Origin of the sequence: Burkholderia sp. MSMB1588, assembly GCF_001546925.1 — a bacterium.
GTDB lineage: Bacteria > Pseudomonadota > Gammaproteobacteria > Burkholderiales > Burkholderiaceae > Burkholderia > Burkholderia humptydooensis.
The window spans coordinates 3,132,522-3,149,503 of record NZ_LNJS01000001.1 but is presented as its reverse complement, the minus strand read 5'-3'; the positions used below and the strand labels follow the sequence as shown (position 1 = coordinate 3,149,503).

Annotated in this window: 16 protein-coding genes; 11 read left to right on the top strand and 5 right to left on the bottom strand. The window is 67.8% G+C overall.

Going from position 1 to position 16,982, the window contains the following annotated elements; genetic code table 11:
- The first annotated feature begins 4 nt into the window (after window positions 1-4).
- From lptE to WS92_RS26045, 4 genes are all read left to right on the top strand, one after another.
- Window positions 5-556 (top strand): LPS-assembly lipoprotein LptE, encoded by a 552-nt coding sequence (lptE, locus tag WS92_RS26060; protein ID WP_015601197.1) that lies wholly within the window; start codon window positions 5-7, stop codon window positions 554-556.
- Between the two features lie 42 nt (window positions 557-598).
- Window positions 599-1,687, top strand: a complete 1,089-nt coding sequence (holA, locus tag WS92_RS26055; protein ID WP_059931060.1) for a DNA polymerase III subunit delta — start codon at window positions 599-601, stop codon at window positions 1,685-1,687.
- A 103-nt stretch (window positions 1,688-1,790) separates the two neighbouring features.
- A complete protein-coding gene (locus WS92_RS26050; protein WP_269435032.1) occupies window positions 1,791-3,107 on the top strand; it encodes a glutamate-5-semialdehyde dehydrogenase in 1,317 nt (438 codons plus the stop codon).
- A gap of 16 nt (window positions 3,108-3,123) precedes the next feature.
- Window positions 3,124-3,546 (top strand): CopD family protein, encoded by a 423-nt coding sequence (locus tag WS92_RS26045; RefSeq protein WP_015600271.1) that lies wholly within the window; start codon window positions 3,124-3,126, stop codon window positions 3,544-3,546.
- Between the two features lie 17 nt (window positions 3,547-3,563).
- On the opposite strand, the gene WS92_RS26040 is transcribed toward WS92_RS26045, so the two are convergent.
- From WS92_RS26040 to WS92_RS36820, 3 genes are all read right to left on the bottom strand, one after another.
- On the bottom strand, window positions 3,564-3,950 hold the full coding sequence (locus WS92_RS26040; protein ID WP_059931056.1) for an MAPEG family protein: 387 nt from the start codon (window positions 3,948-3,950) through the stop codon (window positions 3,564-3,566).
- Window positions 3,951-4,040: 90 nt separating this feature from the next.
- Window positions 4,041-4,907 (bottom strand): MurR/RpiR family transcriptional regulator, encoded by an 867-nt coding sequence (locus WS92_RS26035; protein ID WP_059931054.1) that lies wholly within the window; start codon window positions 4,905-4,907, stop codon window positions 4,041-4,043.
- A 122-nt stretch (window positions 4,908-5,029) separates the two neighbouring features.
- Window positions 5,030-5,221 carry a hypothetical protein gene (locus WS92_RS36820; protein ID WP_082743625.1) on the bottom strand — a complete coding sequence of 64 codons (192 nt, stop codon included), beginning with the start codon at window positions 5,219-5,221 and terminating at the stop codon, window positions 5,030-5,032.
- On the opposite strand from WS92_RS36820, the gene edd reads away from it, so the two are divergent.
- The 4 genes from edd to WS92_RS26015 all read left to right on the top strand — a co-directional run bounded on the left by edd (window position 5,207) and on the right by WS92_RS26015 (window position 9,823).
- A complete protein-coding gene (gene edd / locus WS92_RS26030) occupies window positions 5,207-7,060 on the top strand; it encodes a phosphogluconate dehydratase (RefSeq protein ID WP_015600784.1) in 1,854 nt (617 codons plus the stop codon). The genes WS92_RS36820 and edd overlap by 15 nt on opposite strands.
- Window positions 7,061-7,079: 19 nt before the next feature.
- The gene (eda, locus tag WS92_RS26025) at window positions 7,080-7,706 is read left to right on the top strand and encodes a bifunctional 4-hydroxy-2-oxoglutarate aldolase/2-dehydro-3-deoxy-phosphogluconate aldolase (protein ID WP_059931052.1); all 627 of its coding nucleotides are present in this window, start codon (window positions 7,080-7,082) and stop codon (window positions 7,704-7,706) included.
- Window positions 7,707-7,929: 223 nt separating this feature from the next.
- Window positions 7,930-9,291 carry a GntP family permease gene (locus WS92_RS26020; RefSeq protein ID WP_015600646.1) on the top strand — a complete coding sequence of 454 codons (1,362 nt, stop codon included), beginning with the start codon at window positions 7,930-7,932 and terminating at the stop codon, window positions 9,289-9,291.
- A gap of 13 nt (window positions 9,292-9,304) precedes the next feature.
- Window positions 9,305-9,823, top strand: a complete 519-nt coding sequence (locus WS92_RS26015; protein WP_015601492.1) for a gluconokinase — start codon at window positions 9,305-9,307, stop codon at window positions 9,821-9,823.
- 112 nt (window positions 9,824-9,935) lie between these two features.
- On the opposite strand, the gene purB is transcribed toward WS92_RS26015, so the two are convergent.
- Window positions 9,936-11,324 carry an adenylosuccinate lyase gene (purB, locus tag WS92_RS26010; protein ID WP_006025265.1) on the bottom strand — a complete coding sequence of 463 codons (1,389 nt, stop codon included), beginning with the start codon at window positions 11,322-11,324 and terminating at the stop codon, window positions 9,936-9,938.
- A gap of 107 nt (window positions 11,325-11,431) precedes the next feature.
- Complete coding sequence (locus WS92_RS26005) at window positions 11,432-12,838, bottom strand: MFS transporter (protein WP_059931050.1); 1,407 nt, start codon at window positions 12,836-12,838, stop codon at window positions 11,432-11,434.
- A gap of 507 nt (window positions 12,839-13,345) precedes the next feature.
- Here WS92_RS26005 and WS92_RS26000 point away from each other — a divergent pair.
- The 3 genes from WS92_RS26000 to WS92_RS25990 all read left to right on the top strand — a co-directional run bounded on the left by WS92_RS26000 (window position 13,346) and on the right by WS92_RS25990 (window position 16,961).
- Entirely contained in the window at window positions 13,346-14,296 is a 951-nt protein-coding gene (locus WS92_RS26000) for a LysR substrate-binding domain-containing protein (protein WP_059931047.1), read from the top strand.
- A gap of 247 nt (window positions 14,297-14,543) precedes the next feature.
- On the top strand, window positions 14,544-15,848 hold the full coding sequence (locus WS92_RS25995) for a Glu/Leu/Phe/Val family dehydrogenase (RefSeq protein WP_015601436.1): 1,305 nt from the start codon (window positions 14,544-14,546) through the stop codon (window positions 15,846-15,848).
- Between the two features lie 219 nt (window positions 15,849-16,067).
- Complete coding sequence (locus WS92_RS25990) at window positions 16,068-16,961, top strand: glutamate/aspartate ABC transporter substrate-binding protein (RefSeq protein ID WP_059931046.1); 894 nt, start codon at window positions 16,068-16,070, stop codon at window positions 16,959-16,961.
- The last annotated feature ends 21 nt before the right edge of the window (window positions 16,962-16,982 follow it).

Genomic DNA, 16,982 nt, shown 5'->3' with positions numbered 1-16,982 from the left:
GAAGGTGATCCGCAGATCGTTTTTGATGCTCGTGGGCAGCGCGATGCTGTTGTCCGCGTGCGGTTTCAAGCTGCGCGGGCAGCAGGACTACGCGTTCAAGCGCTTGTTCATCGCCGGCGCGCCGCCCGCCGCGGCGGCGCGGCTCACGCGCCTCGTCGAGGCCGGCAGCGACACGAAGATCGTCAAGACGCCCGACGAGGCGGACGCGGTGCTGAACCTCGCGGAATCGCGCGGCCAGGGCACGCTGACGCTCGACCGGTTCGGCACGGTGCAGGAATACCAGCTCAACTACTCGCTGAACTACACGCTTCTGGCCAAGGACGGCACTGCGCTGATTCCGCCTTCGCTGATCGCGCTCAACCGCGCGATGACGTACAGCGCGCAGTACACGAACGCGAAGGCGCAGGAAGCCGAGATCCTGTTCGCGGACATGCAGAACGACGCGATCGATCAACTGATGCGCCGCCTCGCGATCGTTCGCACGCTGCATCCGGAGCCGGGCAAGGGCGTGCCGGCCGTCGCGCCGCGCGCGCCGCTGCCGCCGCCGCCGCTGTGATCGCCGCGTTCCTTTCTTCCTCAACGATCGACGCTCGAACCGATGCAACTGCGACTTGACGCGCTGGAGCCGCATCTCTCGAAGGGGCTCGCCGGACTGTACGTCGTCTATGGCGACGAGCCGCTGCTCGCGCAGGAGGCGTGCGACAAGATTCGCGCCGCCGGGCGCGCGGCGGGCTTCACCGAGCGCTCGGTGCACACCGTCGAGCGCGGCTTCGACTGGAGCACGCTGATCGGCGCGAGCCAGGCGATGTCGCTGTTCGGCGAGCGGCAGCTCGTCGAGCTGCGGATTCCGTCCGGCAAGCCGGGCAAGGACGGCGCCGACGCGCTGAAGACGCTCGCCGGCGCGGACAACCCGGACGTGCTGATGCTCGTCACGCTGCCGCGGCTCGATTCGGCGACGCAGAAATCCGCGTGGTTCACGGCGCTCGCGAACGGCGGCGTCGCGCTGAAGATCGAACCCGTCGAGCGCGCGCAATTGCCGAACTGGATCGGCCAGCGGCTCGCGCTGCAGGGGCAGCGGGTCGCGCCGGGCGACGACGGGCGGCGCGCGCTCGCGTTCGTCGCCGAGCGGGTCGAAGGCAATCTGCTCGCCGCGCATCAGGAAATCCAGAAGCTCGGCCTGCTGTATCCGGCCGGCGCGCTGACGTTCGAGCAGATCCACGACGCGGTACTGAACGTCGCGCGCTACGACGTGTTCAAGCTCAACGAGGCGATGCTCGCGGGCGACGCCGCGCGGCTTGCGCGGATGATCGACGGCCTGAAGGGCGAGGGCGAGGCGCTCGTGCTCGTGCTGTGGGCGGTCGTCGAGGAATTGCGCACGCTGCTGCGGATCAAGCGCGGCGTCGCGGCCGGCAAGCCGCTTGCCGTGCTCGTGCGCGAGAACCGCGTGTGGGGGCCGCGCGAGCGGCTCGTCGGACCCGCGCTGTCGCGCGTATCGGAGGCGGCGCTCGAGCACGCGCTCGCGTTCGCCGCGCGGCTCGATCGGCAGGTCAAGGGGCTTTCCGCCGTGTCGCGCGGTGCGGCGCGCGGCGAGCCGCCGCCCGATCCGTGGGACGGCCTGTTCCAGCTCGCGATGACCGTCGCGCGCGCGTCCGGGCCAGGCGGCGCCGCGCCGCGCCGGCCCGCCTGAGCGCGCTTTCGCGCCGGCGCTTACAATCAGTCGGCGTGAACCGGTCGGCGTGAACCGGCCGCGCGAGCGCCGACGCGGCGCCCGACGCCCCCGTTTTCCGACAATCGTTTTTTCGCCGCTCGACGCGGCTTGCATTGCGAGTCTCACGATGGATATCGATCAGTACATGACGGACGTCGGCCGCCGCGCGCGGCGCGCCTCGCGCGAGATCGCGCGCGCGTCCACCGCGGCGAAGAACGCCGCGCTCGAAGCGGTCGCACAGGCAATCGAGCGCGACGCCGACGCACTGAAGGCGGCCAACGCGCGCGACGTCGCGCGCGCGAAGGACAAGGGCCTCGACGCGGCGTTCGTCGATCGCCTGACGCTGTCGGACAAGGCGCTGAAGACGATGGTCGAGGGGTTGCGCCAGGTCGCGACGCTGCCGGACCCGATCGGCGAGATGAGCAACCTCAAGTACCGCCCGAGCGGAATCCAGGTCGGCCAGATGCGCGTGCCGCTCGGCGTGATCGGCATCATCTACGAATCGCGGCCGAACGTGACGGTCGACGCGGCCGCGCTGTGCCTGAAGTCCGGCAACGTGACGATCCTGCGCGGCGGCTCGGAGGCGCTCGAGTCGAACACCGCGCTCGCGAGGCTGATCGGCGAAGGGCTCGCCGCGGCGGGGCTGCCGCAGGACGCGGTGCAGGTGGTCGAGACGGCCGATCGCGCGGCGGTCGGCAAGCTGATCACGATGACCGGCTACGTCGACGTGATCGTGCCGCGCGGCGGCAAGAGCCTGATCGAGCGGCTGATCAACGAGGCGCGCGTGCCGATGATCAAGCATCTCGACGGCATCTGCCACGTGTACGTCGACGATCGCGCGAGCGTGACGAAGGCGCTCACCGTCTGCGACAACGCGAAGACGCACCGCTACGGCACCTGCAACACGATGGAGACGCTGCTCGTCGCGCGCGGGATCGCGCCCGCGGTGCTGTCGCCGCTCGGCCGGCTGTATCGCGAGAAGGGCGTCGAGCTGCGCGTCGACGCCGATGCGCGCGCGGCGCTCGAGGCGGCGGGCGTCGGCCCGCTCGTCGACGCGACCGAGGAAGACTGGCGCACCGAATATCTCGCGCCGGTGCTCGCGATCAAGATCGTCGACGGCATCGACGCCGCGATCGAGCACATCAACGAATACGGCTCGCATCACACCGACGCGATCGTCACCGAGGATCACGACCGCGCGATGCGCTTCCTGCGCGAAGTCGATTCGGCGAGCGTGATGGTGAACGCGTCGACACGCTTTGCCGACGGCTTCGAGTTCGGCCTCGGCGCGGAGATCGGCATCTCGAACGACAAGCTGCACGCACGCGGCCCGGTCGGGCTCGAAGGGCTCACGTCGCTGAAGTATGTCGTGCTCGGGCACGGCGAAGGGCGTCAGTGACGAAGGAGAACGATCGATGACGATGCTCTGGGTCAAGACCTTTCATATCGTGCTGATCGCGTCGTGGTTCGCGGGGCTCTTTTATTTGCCGCGCATCTACGTGAACCTCGCGATGGAAACCGATCCCGCCGCGGTCCGGCGGCTGCTCGCGATGGCGCGCAAGCTGTTGCGCTTCATGACGATCATCGCGGTGCCCGCGCTCGCGTGCGGGCTGTGGCTGTGGCTCGTGATCGGCATCGGGCAGGGGCAGGGCTGGGTGCACGCGAAGCTCGTGGTCGTGCTGTTGCTTGTCGTCTATCACGCGTACTGCGGGCATCTGCTGAAGGTGTTCGAGCGCGGCGAGAACCGCCGGTCGGACAAGTGGTATCGCGTGTTCAACGAGCTGCCGGTGCTCGGGATGCTCGCCGCCGTCGCGCTCGCGGTGATCAAGCCGTTCTGACGCGGGCGCGCGTCATTTCAACGCAACAGCGTCGCGCATAGCGCCAGTCCGGCCAGGTAGGTTCCGAGCGCGCCGACGAACCGGGCCGGATTGGGCTTCGCCATCGTCGGCCATGCGATCAGCCCGACGACGAGGAGGCAGCGGCACACGGTGGCCGCGACGATCAGCGACACGGTCGCCGCCGAAGGCGATCGCGCGCCGAGATAGAGAAACAGCGCCGCGAGGAATGGCGCATATTCGGCCGTATTGGCATGCGCACGGACGAGCTTGTGCAGCCGGTTCGCCGGGTCCGGCTGATGGCCCGAGCCGGTGCGCTCGCGAAAACGCATCATCGACACGGACAAGCCGAGGCCGAACAGCAGGCATCCCAGAACGGAGACGCATACGAGCGCAACGTTGTTCATCTTGATGTGCCTCTCTGACAGGAAATCGACGAACGCCGGTTGGGCGCACGCGTGCGCACGTCGGTCTTCCGGTGCGCGCCGCGCTTCGTTTTACACCTTTGCTTTTTCCTTTGCCACGCCCGCGTCGCCGATCCGCCGCCGCGTGATCGCCTCCTTCGCGCGGCCGAGCCGGTCGACGAGCTCGGGCCCGCGCCGCAGCGCGACGCCGACCGCGAGAATGTCGCCGATCGCGAGATGCGACATGCGCGACGTCATCGGCGAGAACACGTCGGTTTCCTCGGCGACGTTCGACGCGAGGCTCACCGTCGACAACTGCGCGAGCGGCGAATGGCTGTGCGTGATCGAGATCACCTTCGCGCCGCACGCGAGCGCCGCGCGCGCGGCGTCGACGATGTCGCGCGTGCGCCCCGTGTTCGAGATCGCGACGACGACGTCGTTCGCGCCGAGGAGCGCCGCCGACATCGAGAACGTGTGCGGGTCCGAATACGCGACGCTCGGCACGCCGAGCCGGAAGAACTTGTGCTGGATGTCCTGCGCGGCGATGCCCGAGCCGCCCGCGCCGTAGAACTCGATGCGCGACGCGCGCGTGAGCAGCTCGATCGCGTCGGCGACGCTCGTCGCCGACAGGCTGTTGCGCACCTCGATCAGCGCGCCGATCGTGCGGTCGAACACCTTGCCGATGATGCCGGGCGCGCGCTCGTCGGGCTCGACGTCGCGATACACCGACGCGACGCCCGGCGCGACGCTCTGCGCGAGCCGGATCTTGAACTCGCGAAAGCCGCTGCAGCCGAGCGCCTGGCAAAAGCGCGCGATTGTCGGCTGGCTCGCGCCCGCGCGCGCAGCGAGCTCGGTCATCGACAGATCGAGCACCTCGCGCGGCGCGGCGAGCACGAAATCGGCGAGCTTGCGCTCGGACGGGCGGAGCTGGGCGCGGGTCGCCTCGATACGGGGGAGCATGGTGCGAAAAGGCGCGTGAAATGACAGGACAGACGCTAGTATCACGATTGTCTTGTAGAAAATCTACAAGAATTTTCTAGCGATTGCCACTATGTGTCGATCAACGGGTATCAGGGTTAACACTAGGTTAATGTGCCGTATCTAAAGGCTATGGCGATGCATTGCCGATTGTTTTGCTGCGCTGCGAGATTGCGGGTGTGTAGTTTTTCTACTAAACTCGCGCCGTTCGTCCGACGACACGGACGTCCCCACGATTCCAGCTTGCCGGCCCCGCCCGGCTCATGTGAGGAGCGCCCAGCATGGCCACGCTGCACCCCACTCTTGCGTCCGTCACCGAGCGCGTGATCGCGCGCAGCCGCCCGACCCGCCAAGCCTATCTCGCCCGCATCGACGCCGCGCAAGGCCGCTTCCCGGCGCGCGGCGCGCTGTCGTGCGCGAACCTCGCACACGGCTTCGCGGGCCTGGAAGGCAGCGACAAGTTCGCGATCAAGGCGATCCGCGAGCCGAACATCGGCATCGTGTCGGCGTACAACGAGATGCTGTCCGCGCATGCGCCGTACAAGAGCTTTCCCGACATCATCAAGGCGGCCGCGCGCGAGCGCGGCGGCGTCGCGCAGTTCGCGGGCGGCGTGCCGGCGATGTGCGACGGCGTCACGCAAGGCAACGCGGGAATGGAGCTGTCACTGTTCTCGCGCGAAGTGATCGCGATGAGCACGGCTGTCGCGCTCACGCACAACATGTTCGATGCGGCCCTTTGTCTCGGCATCTGCGACAAGATCGTGCCGGGCCTCTTGATCGGCGCGCTGCAGTTCGGCCATCTGCCGACGATCTTCGTGCCGGCCGGCCCGATGACGAGCGGCCTGTCGAACGACGACAAGGCGAAGATCCGCCAGCAGTTCGCGACGGGCCAGGTGGGCCGCGACGCGCTGCTCGAAGCGGAATCGGCCGCGTATCACGGCCACGGCACCTGCACGTTCTACGGCACCGCGAACAGCAACCAGATGCTGATGGAAGTGATGGGGCTGCATCTGCCGGGCTCGGCGTTCGTCCATCCGCACACGCCGCTGCGCGACGCGCTGACGGCCGAGGCCGCGCGCCGCGTGCTCGAGCTCACGGCCGAGCGCGGCCAGTACACGCCGATCGGCCACGTGATCGACGAGCGCGCGATCGTCAACGGGATCGTCGCGCTGCTCGCCACGGGCGGCTCGACGAACCATACGCTGCACCTCGTAGCGATCGCGCGCGCGGCCGGCATCCTGATCGACTGGAACGATTTCGACGAACTGTCGGCCGCGGTGCCGCTCCTCGCGAAGATCTACCCGAATGGCAAGGCCGACGTGAACCATTTCCACGCGGCGGGCGGCATTGCGTTCCTCGTGCGCAACCTGCTCGAAGGCGGCCTGCTGCACGAAGACGTGACGACGGTCGCGGGCAAGGGGCTCGCGCACTACACGAAGGAGCCGCGCTTGCTCGACGGCGAGCTGACGTGGGTCGACGGCGTCGGCGCGAGCGCCGACGACAAGGTGCTGCGGCCGATCGCCGCGCCGTTCCAGCCGGATGGCGGGCTGCGCCTGATGCAGGGCAGGCTCGGGCGCGGCGTGATCAAGATTTCGGCGGTCGCGCCGGAGCACCGCAAGGTGACGGCGCCCGCGATCGTGTTCGATTCGCAGGAAGCCGTGCAGGCCGCGTTCGACGCGGGCGAATTGAAGCGCGATTTCGTCGCGGTCGTGCGCTTCCAGGGCGCGCGCGCGAACGGGATGCCGGAGCTGCACCGGCTGACGCCGCTCCTCGGCGTGCTGCAGGACCAGGGCTTTCGCGTCGCGCTCGTGACGGACGGCCGGATGTCGGGCGCGTCGGGCAAGGTGCCGGCCGTGATCCACGTGTCGCCCGAGGCGCTCTTGAGCGGCCCGCTCGGCAAGGTGCAGACGGGCGATACGATCGTGATCGACGCGCAAGCCGGCGTGCTCGACGTCGAGATCGACGATCGAGCATGGGCGGCGCGCGCGATCGCGCAGCCCGCGCATCAGGCAGAAAACGAAGTCGGCTTCGGCCGCGAACTGTTCGGCGTGTTCCGCGCGGCGGCCGCGCCGGCGGAGCAGGGCGCGTCGGTGTTCGGCGCGTTGGTGGGCGAAGCGGCGCACGTCACCGCATAAGCGAAAAGGAGTCGCATTGATGAAGACGATTGGCGAGATCGTGAAGCTGGGCCCGGTGATTCCGGTGCTCGCGTTCGATTCGGTCGAACAGGGCGAACAGGTGTCGCGCGCGTTGCACGCGGGCGGCGTGAAGGTGCTCGAAATCACGCTGCGCACCGCGGCCGGGCTCGAAGCGATCAAGCGCGCGAGCGAGCTCGCCGACGACATCGTCGTCGGCGTCGGCACGATCACGAAGCCCGACCAGTGCGCGCTCGCGAAGCAGGCGGGCGCGAAGTTCGGCGTATCGCCGGGCCTCACGAAGGAGATGCACGAGGCGGCCGTCGACGCCGGCCTGCCGCTTCTGCCCGGCGTGATGACGCCGACCGACATCATCGTCGCGCTCGAGCTCGGCTACGAGATCGTGAAGTTCTTCCCCGCGCAGCAGGCGGGCGGCGTGCCGATGCTGCAGGCGTTCCACGGCCCGTTCCCGGCGCTCAAGTTCTGCCCGACGGGCGGCATCACCGCCGAGACCGCGCCGAGCTTCCTGAAGCTGCCGAACGTCGTGTGCGTCGGCGGCTCGTGGCTCACGCCGAAGGCGGCGCTCGCCGCGCAGGACTGGACCGAGGTCACGCGCCTCGCGCAGGCGGCGAGCGGTCTCGCACGCTGAGCGCGATCGCTTGGCCGCACCCGGAAAACCCTCGGACGAAACAATCGATCTGGTTGTTTTTCCGAGGGTTTTTGCTTATGGAACCGGTTCTATCGCGACCTGATAAACAAAAGTAAAATTCAGCGTCCCGACGGGCGGCGAGCCGCCTCGTTTCGGAGAACTCTGCATAGCCGGGCGGCGGCAAGCCGCGTCCGGCCCGATATATCCCAAGGAGGAGTGCTACATGGGGGCTGTCCAAGGCAGCATGCTGCTGATTTACACCGTGATCGCGATCGCGGTGCTGATCCTGATGATCGCGCGCTACAAGGTCTATCCGTTCCTCGTGCTGATCATCGTGTCGCTCGGTCTCGGCCTCGTGGTCGGCATGCCGATGGACAAGATCGTGAAATCGTTCGAGGGGGGCACGGGCGGCACGCTCGGCCACATCGCGATCGTCGTCGGCCTCGGCACGATGCTCGGCAAGATGATGGCCGAATCGGGCGGTGCCGAGCGGATCGCGACCACGCTGATCGACTGGTTCGGCGAGAAGAACATCCACTGGGCGATGATGTTCGTCGCGATCATCGTCGGCCTGCCCGTGTTCTTCGAAGTCGGCTTCGTGCTCCTGATCCCGATCGCGTTCAATGTCGCGAAGCGCACCGGCAAATCGCTCCTCGTCGTCGGGCTGCCGATGGTCGCGGGCCTGTCGGTCGTGCACGGGCTGATTCCGCCGCACCCGGCGGCGCTCCTCGCCGTTCAGCAATACGGCGCCGACATCGGCAAGACGATCGCGTATGGCCTCATCGTCGGCGTGCCGACCGCGATCGTCGCGGGGCCGCTGTTCGCGCTCACGATCTCGAAGTTCGTGAAGCTGCCGGAGCACAACCCGCTCGCGTCGCAATTCGTCGAGACGCGCGCGCCGGGCGAGCAGCGCGAACTGCCGGGCTTCGGCATCACGCTGTTCACGATCCTGCTGCCCGTCGTGTTGATGCTCGTCGGCAGTTGGGCCGATCTCGTGTTCGCGCCGAAGTCGCTGCCGAACAGCCTGCTGCGCTTCGCCGGCAATTCGGACGTCGCGCTCCTGATCGCCGTGCTCGTGAGCTTCTTCACGTTCGGCAAGCTGCAGGGCTTCAATCGCGAGCAGATCCAGAAGTTCTGCGGCGATTGCCTCGCGCCGATCGCGGGCATCACGCTGATCGTCGGCGCGGGCGGCGGTTTCGGCGGTATCCTGCGCGACAGCGGCATCTCGCAGCAGATCGTCGCGACCGCGACGCACGCGCATCTGTCGCCGCTTCTGCTCGGCTGGTTCGTCGCGGCGCTGATCCGTCTCGCGACGGGCTCGGCGACCGTCGCGATGACGACCGCGTGCGGGATCGTCGCGCCGATCGCGGCGGCCTCGGGCGTCACGGTGAGGCCGGAGCTGCTCGTGCTCGCGACGGGCTCGGGCTCGCTGATCTTCTCGCACGTGAACGACGGCGGCTTCTGGCTGATCAAGGAATATTTCGGGATGACCGTGGGCCAGACGTTCAAGACGTGGACGCTGCTCGAAACGATCATCTCGGTGCTCGGTCTCGCCTTCACGCTGGTGCTGAGCGCGGTTCTGTAACAAGGGGTAGTCAATGATTCTGATCGCAATGGGCGTGTCGGGCGCGGGCAAGTCGCGGATCGGCGAAATGCTCGCGGAACGCCTGTCATGCAGCTATACCGATGGCGACGCGTTTCACAGCGCCGCCAACAAGGAAAAGATGCACCACGGGATTGCTCTCACCGACGAGGACCGCTGGCCGTGGCTGCGCTCGATCCGCGAGGCCATCGAGGCGAAGCGGCGCGCGGGCGAGACGGCGGTGTTCACGTGCTCGTCGCTCAAGCGCGCGTACCGTGACATCCTGCGCGGCAACGATCGCGACGTGCGCTTCGTCTATCTGAAGGGTTCGTTCGACGTGCTGCGCGAGCGGCTGAAGACGCGCACCGGGCACTTCTTCGATCCGTCGCTGCTGCAAAGCCAGCTCGACACGCTCGAGGAGCCGGGCCCGGACGAGGCGATCGAAGTCAGCATCGAGTTGACGCCCGACGAGATCGTCGAGCGCGTGATGAGCCAGCTCGGCAGCGAGCGGCAGCAGCAACAGCAGCAACAGTGACGGCGCGCGGCCGCGGCGCGGCCGCCGTCGCCGATCGCCGCGCTGCGGCGGCAAAAAGAAAGGCGCCCTGCGAATTGCAGGGCGCCTTTCTTCATCGTGTCGACGACGCGCGTTACGCGATGCGCTTCGCGAGCTCGACCGCCTTGCCGATGTACGACGCGGGCGTCATCGCGAGAAGACGCGCCTTCGCGTCCTCGGGAATCGCGAGCGTGCCGATGAACTGCCGCAGCGCGTCGCGCGTGATGCCCTTGCCGCGCGTGAGTTCCTTCAACTGCTCGTACGGGTTCTCGATGCCGTAGCGGCGCATCACCGTCTGCACCGGCTCGGCGAGCACTTCCCAGCAGTTGTCGAGGTCTTCGTTCAGGCGCTGCGGGTTCACTTCGAGCTTGTCGAGGCCGCGGATCAGCGCGTCGTACGCGAGCAGCGAATAGCCGAGCGCGACGCCCATGTTGCGCAACACCGTCGAATCGGTCAGGTCGCGCTGCCAGCGCGAGACGGGCAGCTTGTCGGCGAGGTGGCGCAGCGTCGCGTTCGCGAGGCCGAGGTTGCCTTCCGAGTTCTCGAAGTCGATCGGGTTGACCTTGTGCGGCATCGTCGACGAGCCGATCTCGCCCGCCTTCGTCTTCTGCTTGAAGTAGCCGACCGAGATGTAGCCCCACACGTCGCGATCGAGGTCGAGCAGGATCGTGTTCGCGCGCGAAACGGCGTCGAACAGCTCGGCCATGTAGTCGTGCGGCTCGATCTGGATCGTGTACGGGTTGAACGTGAGCTTCAGGCGGTTCTCGATCACGTCGCGCGAGAACGCTTCCCAGTCGAACTCCGGATATGCGGACAGGTGCGCGTTGAAGTTGCCGACCGCGCCGTTCATCTTGCCGAGGATTTCGACCCGCTCGATGCGCTCGATCGCGCGCGCGAGGCGCGCGGCGACGTTCGCGATTTCCTTGCCGAGCGTCGTCGGGCTGGCCGGCTGGCCATGCGTGCGCGAGAGCATCGGCTGCTCGGCGTGCGCGTGCGCGAGCGCGACGAGGCGGCCGTGCACCGTGCGCAGCGCGGGCAGGATCACGTGCTGGCGCGCGCCGGCGAGCATCATGCCGTGCGACGTGTTGTTGATGTCTTCCGACGTGCACGCGAAATGGATGAATTCGCTCGCGCGCTCGAGCTCGGCCTGGCCCTTGACGGATTCCTTCAGCCAGTACTCGACGGCTTTCACGTCATGGTTCGTCACGCGCTCGATTTCCTTGATGCGCGCGGCGTCGTGCGCGGTGAAGCGCTCGACGAGCTGCAGCAGGAACTGCTCGGCGGCTTCCGGGAAGCGCGGCACCTCGGCGAAGCCGGCGCGCGACAGCGCGATCAGCCAGTGCACCTCGACGGTGACGCGGTGGCGCATGAAGGCGGCTTCGGAGAGCCAGTCGCGCAGCGCTTCGGTCTTGCTGGCGTAGCGGCCGTCGATCGGCGAGAGCGCGGTGAGGGCGAAAAGGATATCGGGACGGGTGTCGGACATGATCGGGCTGGAGGCGCGCGGCCGCGGTTCAAACGTGAAGGGGAGAACTGCGGATTTTACCATCGGCGCGCGGCCGCCCGGCCGCCGCGCGCCGTCGCCGGAAAATCTCAGTCGCCGGCGCGCGCCGCGCCGCCGATCGGCATCCCGGCGCCCGCCGCCGGCCCGGCCGCGGCGAGCTCGGGCGCGGCCCAGCGCAGCCACTGCGCGCGCAGCATCACGAGCGCGGCGAGCGCGCAGGTCGAGAGCGCGCCGAACGTCGCGAAACCGAGCTGGTAGCTGCCCGTGCTTTCCTTCGCGATGCCCATCACGACGGGCAGATAGAAGCCGCCGATGCCGCCCGCCGCGCCGACGATGCCGGACAGCAGGCCGGTCTTGCCCTTCCAGCGGTGCGGGACGAGCTGGAACGTCGAGCCGTTGCCGAGGCCGAACGCGACGTACAGGCACACGAGGAGCGCGATCCCGCCCGCGAGCGGCGGCATCACGGCCGCGAACGCGAAGTCGGCGGCGGCGATCGCGGCGAGGATCACCATCAGCGCGCGCACGCCGGTGATGCGGTCGGCGAGGTGGCCGCCGAACGGGCGCACGATCGCGCCGAGGAACGCGAGCAGCGACATGAAGAGGCCCGCTTCGATCTTCGGCATCTGATAGAGCGTCGTGAGAAGCAGCGTCACGTACGACGACATCCCGACGAAGCCGCCGAACGTGATGCTGTAGATCAGCATGATGACCCACGTGTCGCGCTCGGCGAGCACCGCGCGATAGCGGCCGGGCAGCACGGCGATCGCGAGGAGCGCGCCCATCACGGGCAGCAGCAGCACGCCCGTCTTGCCCGCGCCGAACACGCCCGCATGCACGGCGAGCACGAGCGCGACGAGGCCGACGAGCGTGAGCACGAACGCGCCGAACGCGCGTTTCGCGTTGCCCGACTTCTCGCCGCGGTCGTCGGCCCACGCGAAGAGCGCGAAGCCCGCGATCGCGAGGAGCGGCAGCGCGGCGGCCGTCGAGAATTTCCAGCCGAGCGCGGCCGCGATGTGCGGGAACATGAAGCCGTCGAGCACCGCGCCGATGTTGCCCGCGGCGGCGAGGCCGAGCACGAGGCCCTGCACCTTCGGCGGATAGCTGCTGCCCGCCATCGGCAGCGCGACCGCGAAGCTCGCGCCGCCGATCCCGAGGAACACGCCGAGCACGAGGAGCAGCGTGTACGACGGCGTGCCGGGCACGAACGGCAGCACGACGGCGGGCAGCGCGGACAGCAGCACGCCCATCAGCGAGATGCGCCGGCCGTCGGCGGACTGGTAGAGGTTGCCGAGCGTGACGCGCAGGATGGCCGCCGCGAGCACCGGCACCGCGACGAGGAAGCCCTGTTGCGCGGCCGTCATCGTGATGTCCTTGCCGATGAACGGCGCGAGCGGGCCGTACAGCACCCAGACGGTGAAGCCCGTGTCGAAGTAGAGGAAGCACGCGAGAAGCGAGCGCCAGTTGCCGCTTCGGAGGGAGGTGCGCAGAGTATCCATCGGTGAAGCCTCGCGTATGCCGGTCGACGGCGGATGGTGGAAATGGGGCGACGAGCCGCTGCGCGATGCGCGGGACAGGCCGGTGCGCTGTTCCGCAAGCTTCATGCCAATGGGGTGCATGTTTTTGTTTCAAACGGCGCGAGCGCACGCCGGGCAAGGCAGGCGGGAAAGGCGGCGAAAGCAATGAAAGCGGCTGGCGAGTGGCGCTCGCGCGATGGCGCGGCGCTCGCGCGCACCGGCGGCAGGCGCGCGCGAGCGCCGCGCGGCACTGCGCCTGTGCGTGCGCGCGGCATTGGTGCGGGGTGGTGCCGCGCCAAAATGTGTGAGGAATCAAGCGTATGGCGATGCGTCCGGGGGCGCGGGCCGTTTGCCGGCGCGCACGCCGCGGCGGGCTTCGCCGCCTCGCGGGTCGTGCGCCGTGCGCCGACGCACCGGGGCGATCGGCGCGCCCGACCGTTAAAATGCGTGCTTCTTCCCTCGCACTCGCTTTGCGCAGCAAAGGCACGCATGGAACTCAAATGGCTCGAAGACTTCGTGTCGCTCGCGGAAACGCGCAGTTTCAGCCGCTCGGCCGAGCTGCGGCACGTGTCGCAACCTGCGTTTTCGCGCCGGATCCAGGCGCTCGAAGCGTGGCTCGCGACCGAGCTGATCGACCGTTCGGTCTATCCGACCCGCCTCACGCAGGCGGGCCAGGTGTTCTACGAGCAGGCGCTCGCGATGCTGTCGCAGGCGCACGAGGCGCGCACGCTGCTGCGCGGCCACGTCGGCGCGCCCGTGCCGACGATCGAGTTCGCGGTGCCGCACACGCTGTCGCTCACGTACTTCCCGCGCTGGCTGCAGCGGATCGAGGCGAAGATGGGGCAGGTCCACACGCGGCTGCGCGCGCTGAATGTGCATGATGCGGTGCTGTCGCTCGTCGAGGGCGGCTGCGATCTCGTGATGGGCTATCACCACCCGAGCCATCCCGTCGCGCTCGATCCGGCCCGCTACGACATGCTGACGCTCGGCGCGGAGCCGATCAGCCCGTTCTCGGCGCCCGGCCGCGGCGGCCGCGCGCGCTACGCGCTGCCCGGCACGGCCGACGCGCCCGTGCCGTATCTGTCGTACACGCCCAATGCGTACCTCGGCCGGATGACCGAAGTGATCATCGCGAACGCGCGCGCGCCGCTCCATCTCGACAAGGTCTACGAGACCGACATGGCCGAGGCGCTGAAGGCGATGGCGCTCGCCGGGCACGGCGTCGCGTTTCTGCCGCACAGCGCGGTCGAGGACGCGCTCGCGAGCGGCCGCCTCGTGAAGCTCGGCCGCGCGGCGAAGGGCGCAGCGGAGCCGTTCACGCTGACGATGGAGATCCGCCTGTACCGGGACAAGCTCGCGGTGCAGGGCGACGAGCCGCGGCAAAAGCTCGTGCGCGCGCTGTGGGACGTCGTGCGCGAGGAGCTCGGCGCGGCCGCCTGACAATCGCCGCGGTCCCTGCGCCGGCGCCTCGGCGCCCGGCGCGGCCCGCACCGCTGCGCGCCACCCCGCGCACGAAAGTTGCTCCGCGCAATCGCATCGGGATTGCAGCCGTTCGCACGGCGAACGCACGGTTTTTCGCGCAAAAGACCGATCATGCACGAAACGCATAATCGAATAAGCAAACGGCATTGGATTTCGAAATTCGCTTTTTCGACAATGTGCGCATTCTTCGACCGTTGGAGATTCCATGTCTTCGCAATCGCAGTCCCCGTCCGTCGCGCAGTCCATCCCGTCGTACCTGCACGCGGACGATCTCGGCCCCTGGGGCAATTATCTGCAGCAAGTCGATCGCGTCGCGCCGTACCTCGGCTCGCTGTCGCGCTGGATCGAGACGCTGAAGCGCCCGAAGCGCATCCTGATCGTCGACGTGCCGATCGAGCTGGACAACGGCACCGTCGCGCACTTCGAGGGCTATCGCGTGCAGCACAACGTATCGCGCGGCCCGGGCAAGGGCGGCGTGCGCTACCACCAGGACGTGACGCTGTCCGAGGTGATGGCGCTGTCCGCCTGGATGTCGGTGAAGAACGCGGCCGTGAACGTGCCGTACGGCGGCGCGAAGGGCGGCATCCGCGTCGATCCGCGCAAGCTCTCGCGCGGCGAGCTCGAGCGCGTGACGCGCCGCTACACCAGCGAAATCGGCATCATCATCGGCCCGAACACCGACATTCCCGCGCCTGACGTCAACACGAACGAGCAGATCATGGCGTGGATGATGGACACGTACTCGATGAACCAGGGCCAGACGGCCACGGGCGTCGTGACCGGCAAGCCGATCTCGCTCGGCGGCTCGCTCGGCCGCCGGGAAGCGACGGGCCGCGGCGTGTTCGTCGTCGGCTGCGAGGCCGCGAAGAAGAAGGGTGTCGAGATCGAAGGCGCGCGCATCGCGGTCCAGGGCTTCGGCAACGTCGGCGGGATCGCCGCGAAGCTGTTCCAGGAGGCGGGCGCGAAGGTGATCGCGGTGCAGGATCACACGGGCACGATCTACCAGCCGGCGGGCGTCGACACCGTCAAGCTGATCGACCACGTCGGCGTGACGGGCGGCGTCGCGGGCTTCGAAGGCGCGGAGCCGATGCCGAACGACGAGTTCTGGACCGTCGAGACCGACATCCTGATTCCGGCCGCGCTGGAAAACCAGATCACCGAGAAGAACGCGTCGAAGATCCGCACGAAGATCATCGTCGAAGGCGCGAACGGCCCGACGACGACGGCCGCGGACGACATCCTGAGCGCGAACGGCGTGCTCGTGATTCCCGACGTGATCGCGAACGCGGGAGGCGTGACCGTGTCGTACTTCGAGTGGGTGCAGGATTTCTCGAGCTTCTTCTGGACGGAAGACGAGATCAACCATCGTCTCGAGCGCGTGATGCGCGAGGCGTTCGCCGGTGTGTGGGCGGTGGCCCAGGAGCACGGCGTGTCGGTGCGCACGGCGGCGTTCATCGTCGCGTGCAAGCGCATCCTGATGGCGCGCGAAATGCGCGGCCTGTACCCCTGATCGACGGGATTGGCTCGATCGGCGACGCGCAAGCTGGAGGCCGCGTCGTGATTCACTCGCGGGCGGCGCCGGATCCGGTGCCGCCCGCGTGCGTATCCGGGCGCCGAACGCGTGTTGGAATGCGCATGCCGCCCGGTCAGAAGTGTGGTTAACAACCATTACTTTCATAAAAATTACTTTGATAAACTGGCGCGGGTTTTCGCCAAGGAGATGACAACGATGAAATTCCCGAAAGCAATGCTGGTGGTCGCGGCGCTGAGCACATTCGCCGGCGGCGCCATCGCCCAGGAAACGGGCACGCTGAAAAAAATCAAGGATACGGGCGTGATTGCGCTGGGGCACCGCGAATCGTCGATTCCGTTCTCGTACTATGACCAGAGCCAGCAGGTCGTCGGCTATTCGCGCGACTTCCAGATGAAGGTCGTCGACGCGGTCAAGAAGAAGCTGAATCTGCCCAACCTGCAGGTGAGGAACATTCCGGTGACGTCGCAGAACCGGATTCCGCTCGTGCAGAACGGCACGGTCGACATCGAGTGCGGCTCGACGACGAACAATCTCGACCGCCAGAAGCAAGCGGCGTTCTCGGACACGATCTTCGTGATCGGCACGCGCCTCATGACGAAGAAGGACTCGGGCATCAAGGATTTCGCCGACCTGAAGGGCAAGACCGTCGTCACGACGGCGGGCACGACGTCCGAGCGTCTGCTGCGCGAGATGAACAACAAGAACCAGATGGGGATGAACATCATCAGCGCGAAGGACCACGGCGAGTCGTTCCAGACGCTCGAGACGGGCCGCGCGGTCGCGTTCATGATGGACGACGCGCTGCTCGCGGGCGAGCGCGCGAAGGCGAAGCAGCCGGGCGAATGGGTGATCGTCGGCAAGCCGCAGTCTCAGGAGGCGTACGGCTGCATGATGCGCAAGGACGATCCGGCGTTCAAGAAGGTGGTCGACGACGCGATCGCGCAGGTCGAGAAGTCGGGCGAAGCCGCGAAGATCTACTCGAAGTGGTTCGAGAATCCGATCCCGCCGAAGGGCCTGAATCTGAACTTCCCGCTCTCCGACGAGATGAAGAAGCTCTACGCGAATCCGAACGACAAGGCGCTCGATTGAGCGGACGGCCGTTCGAGCCAA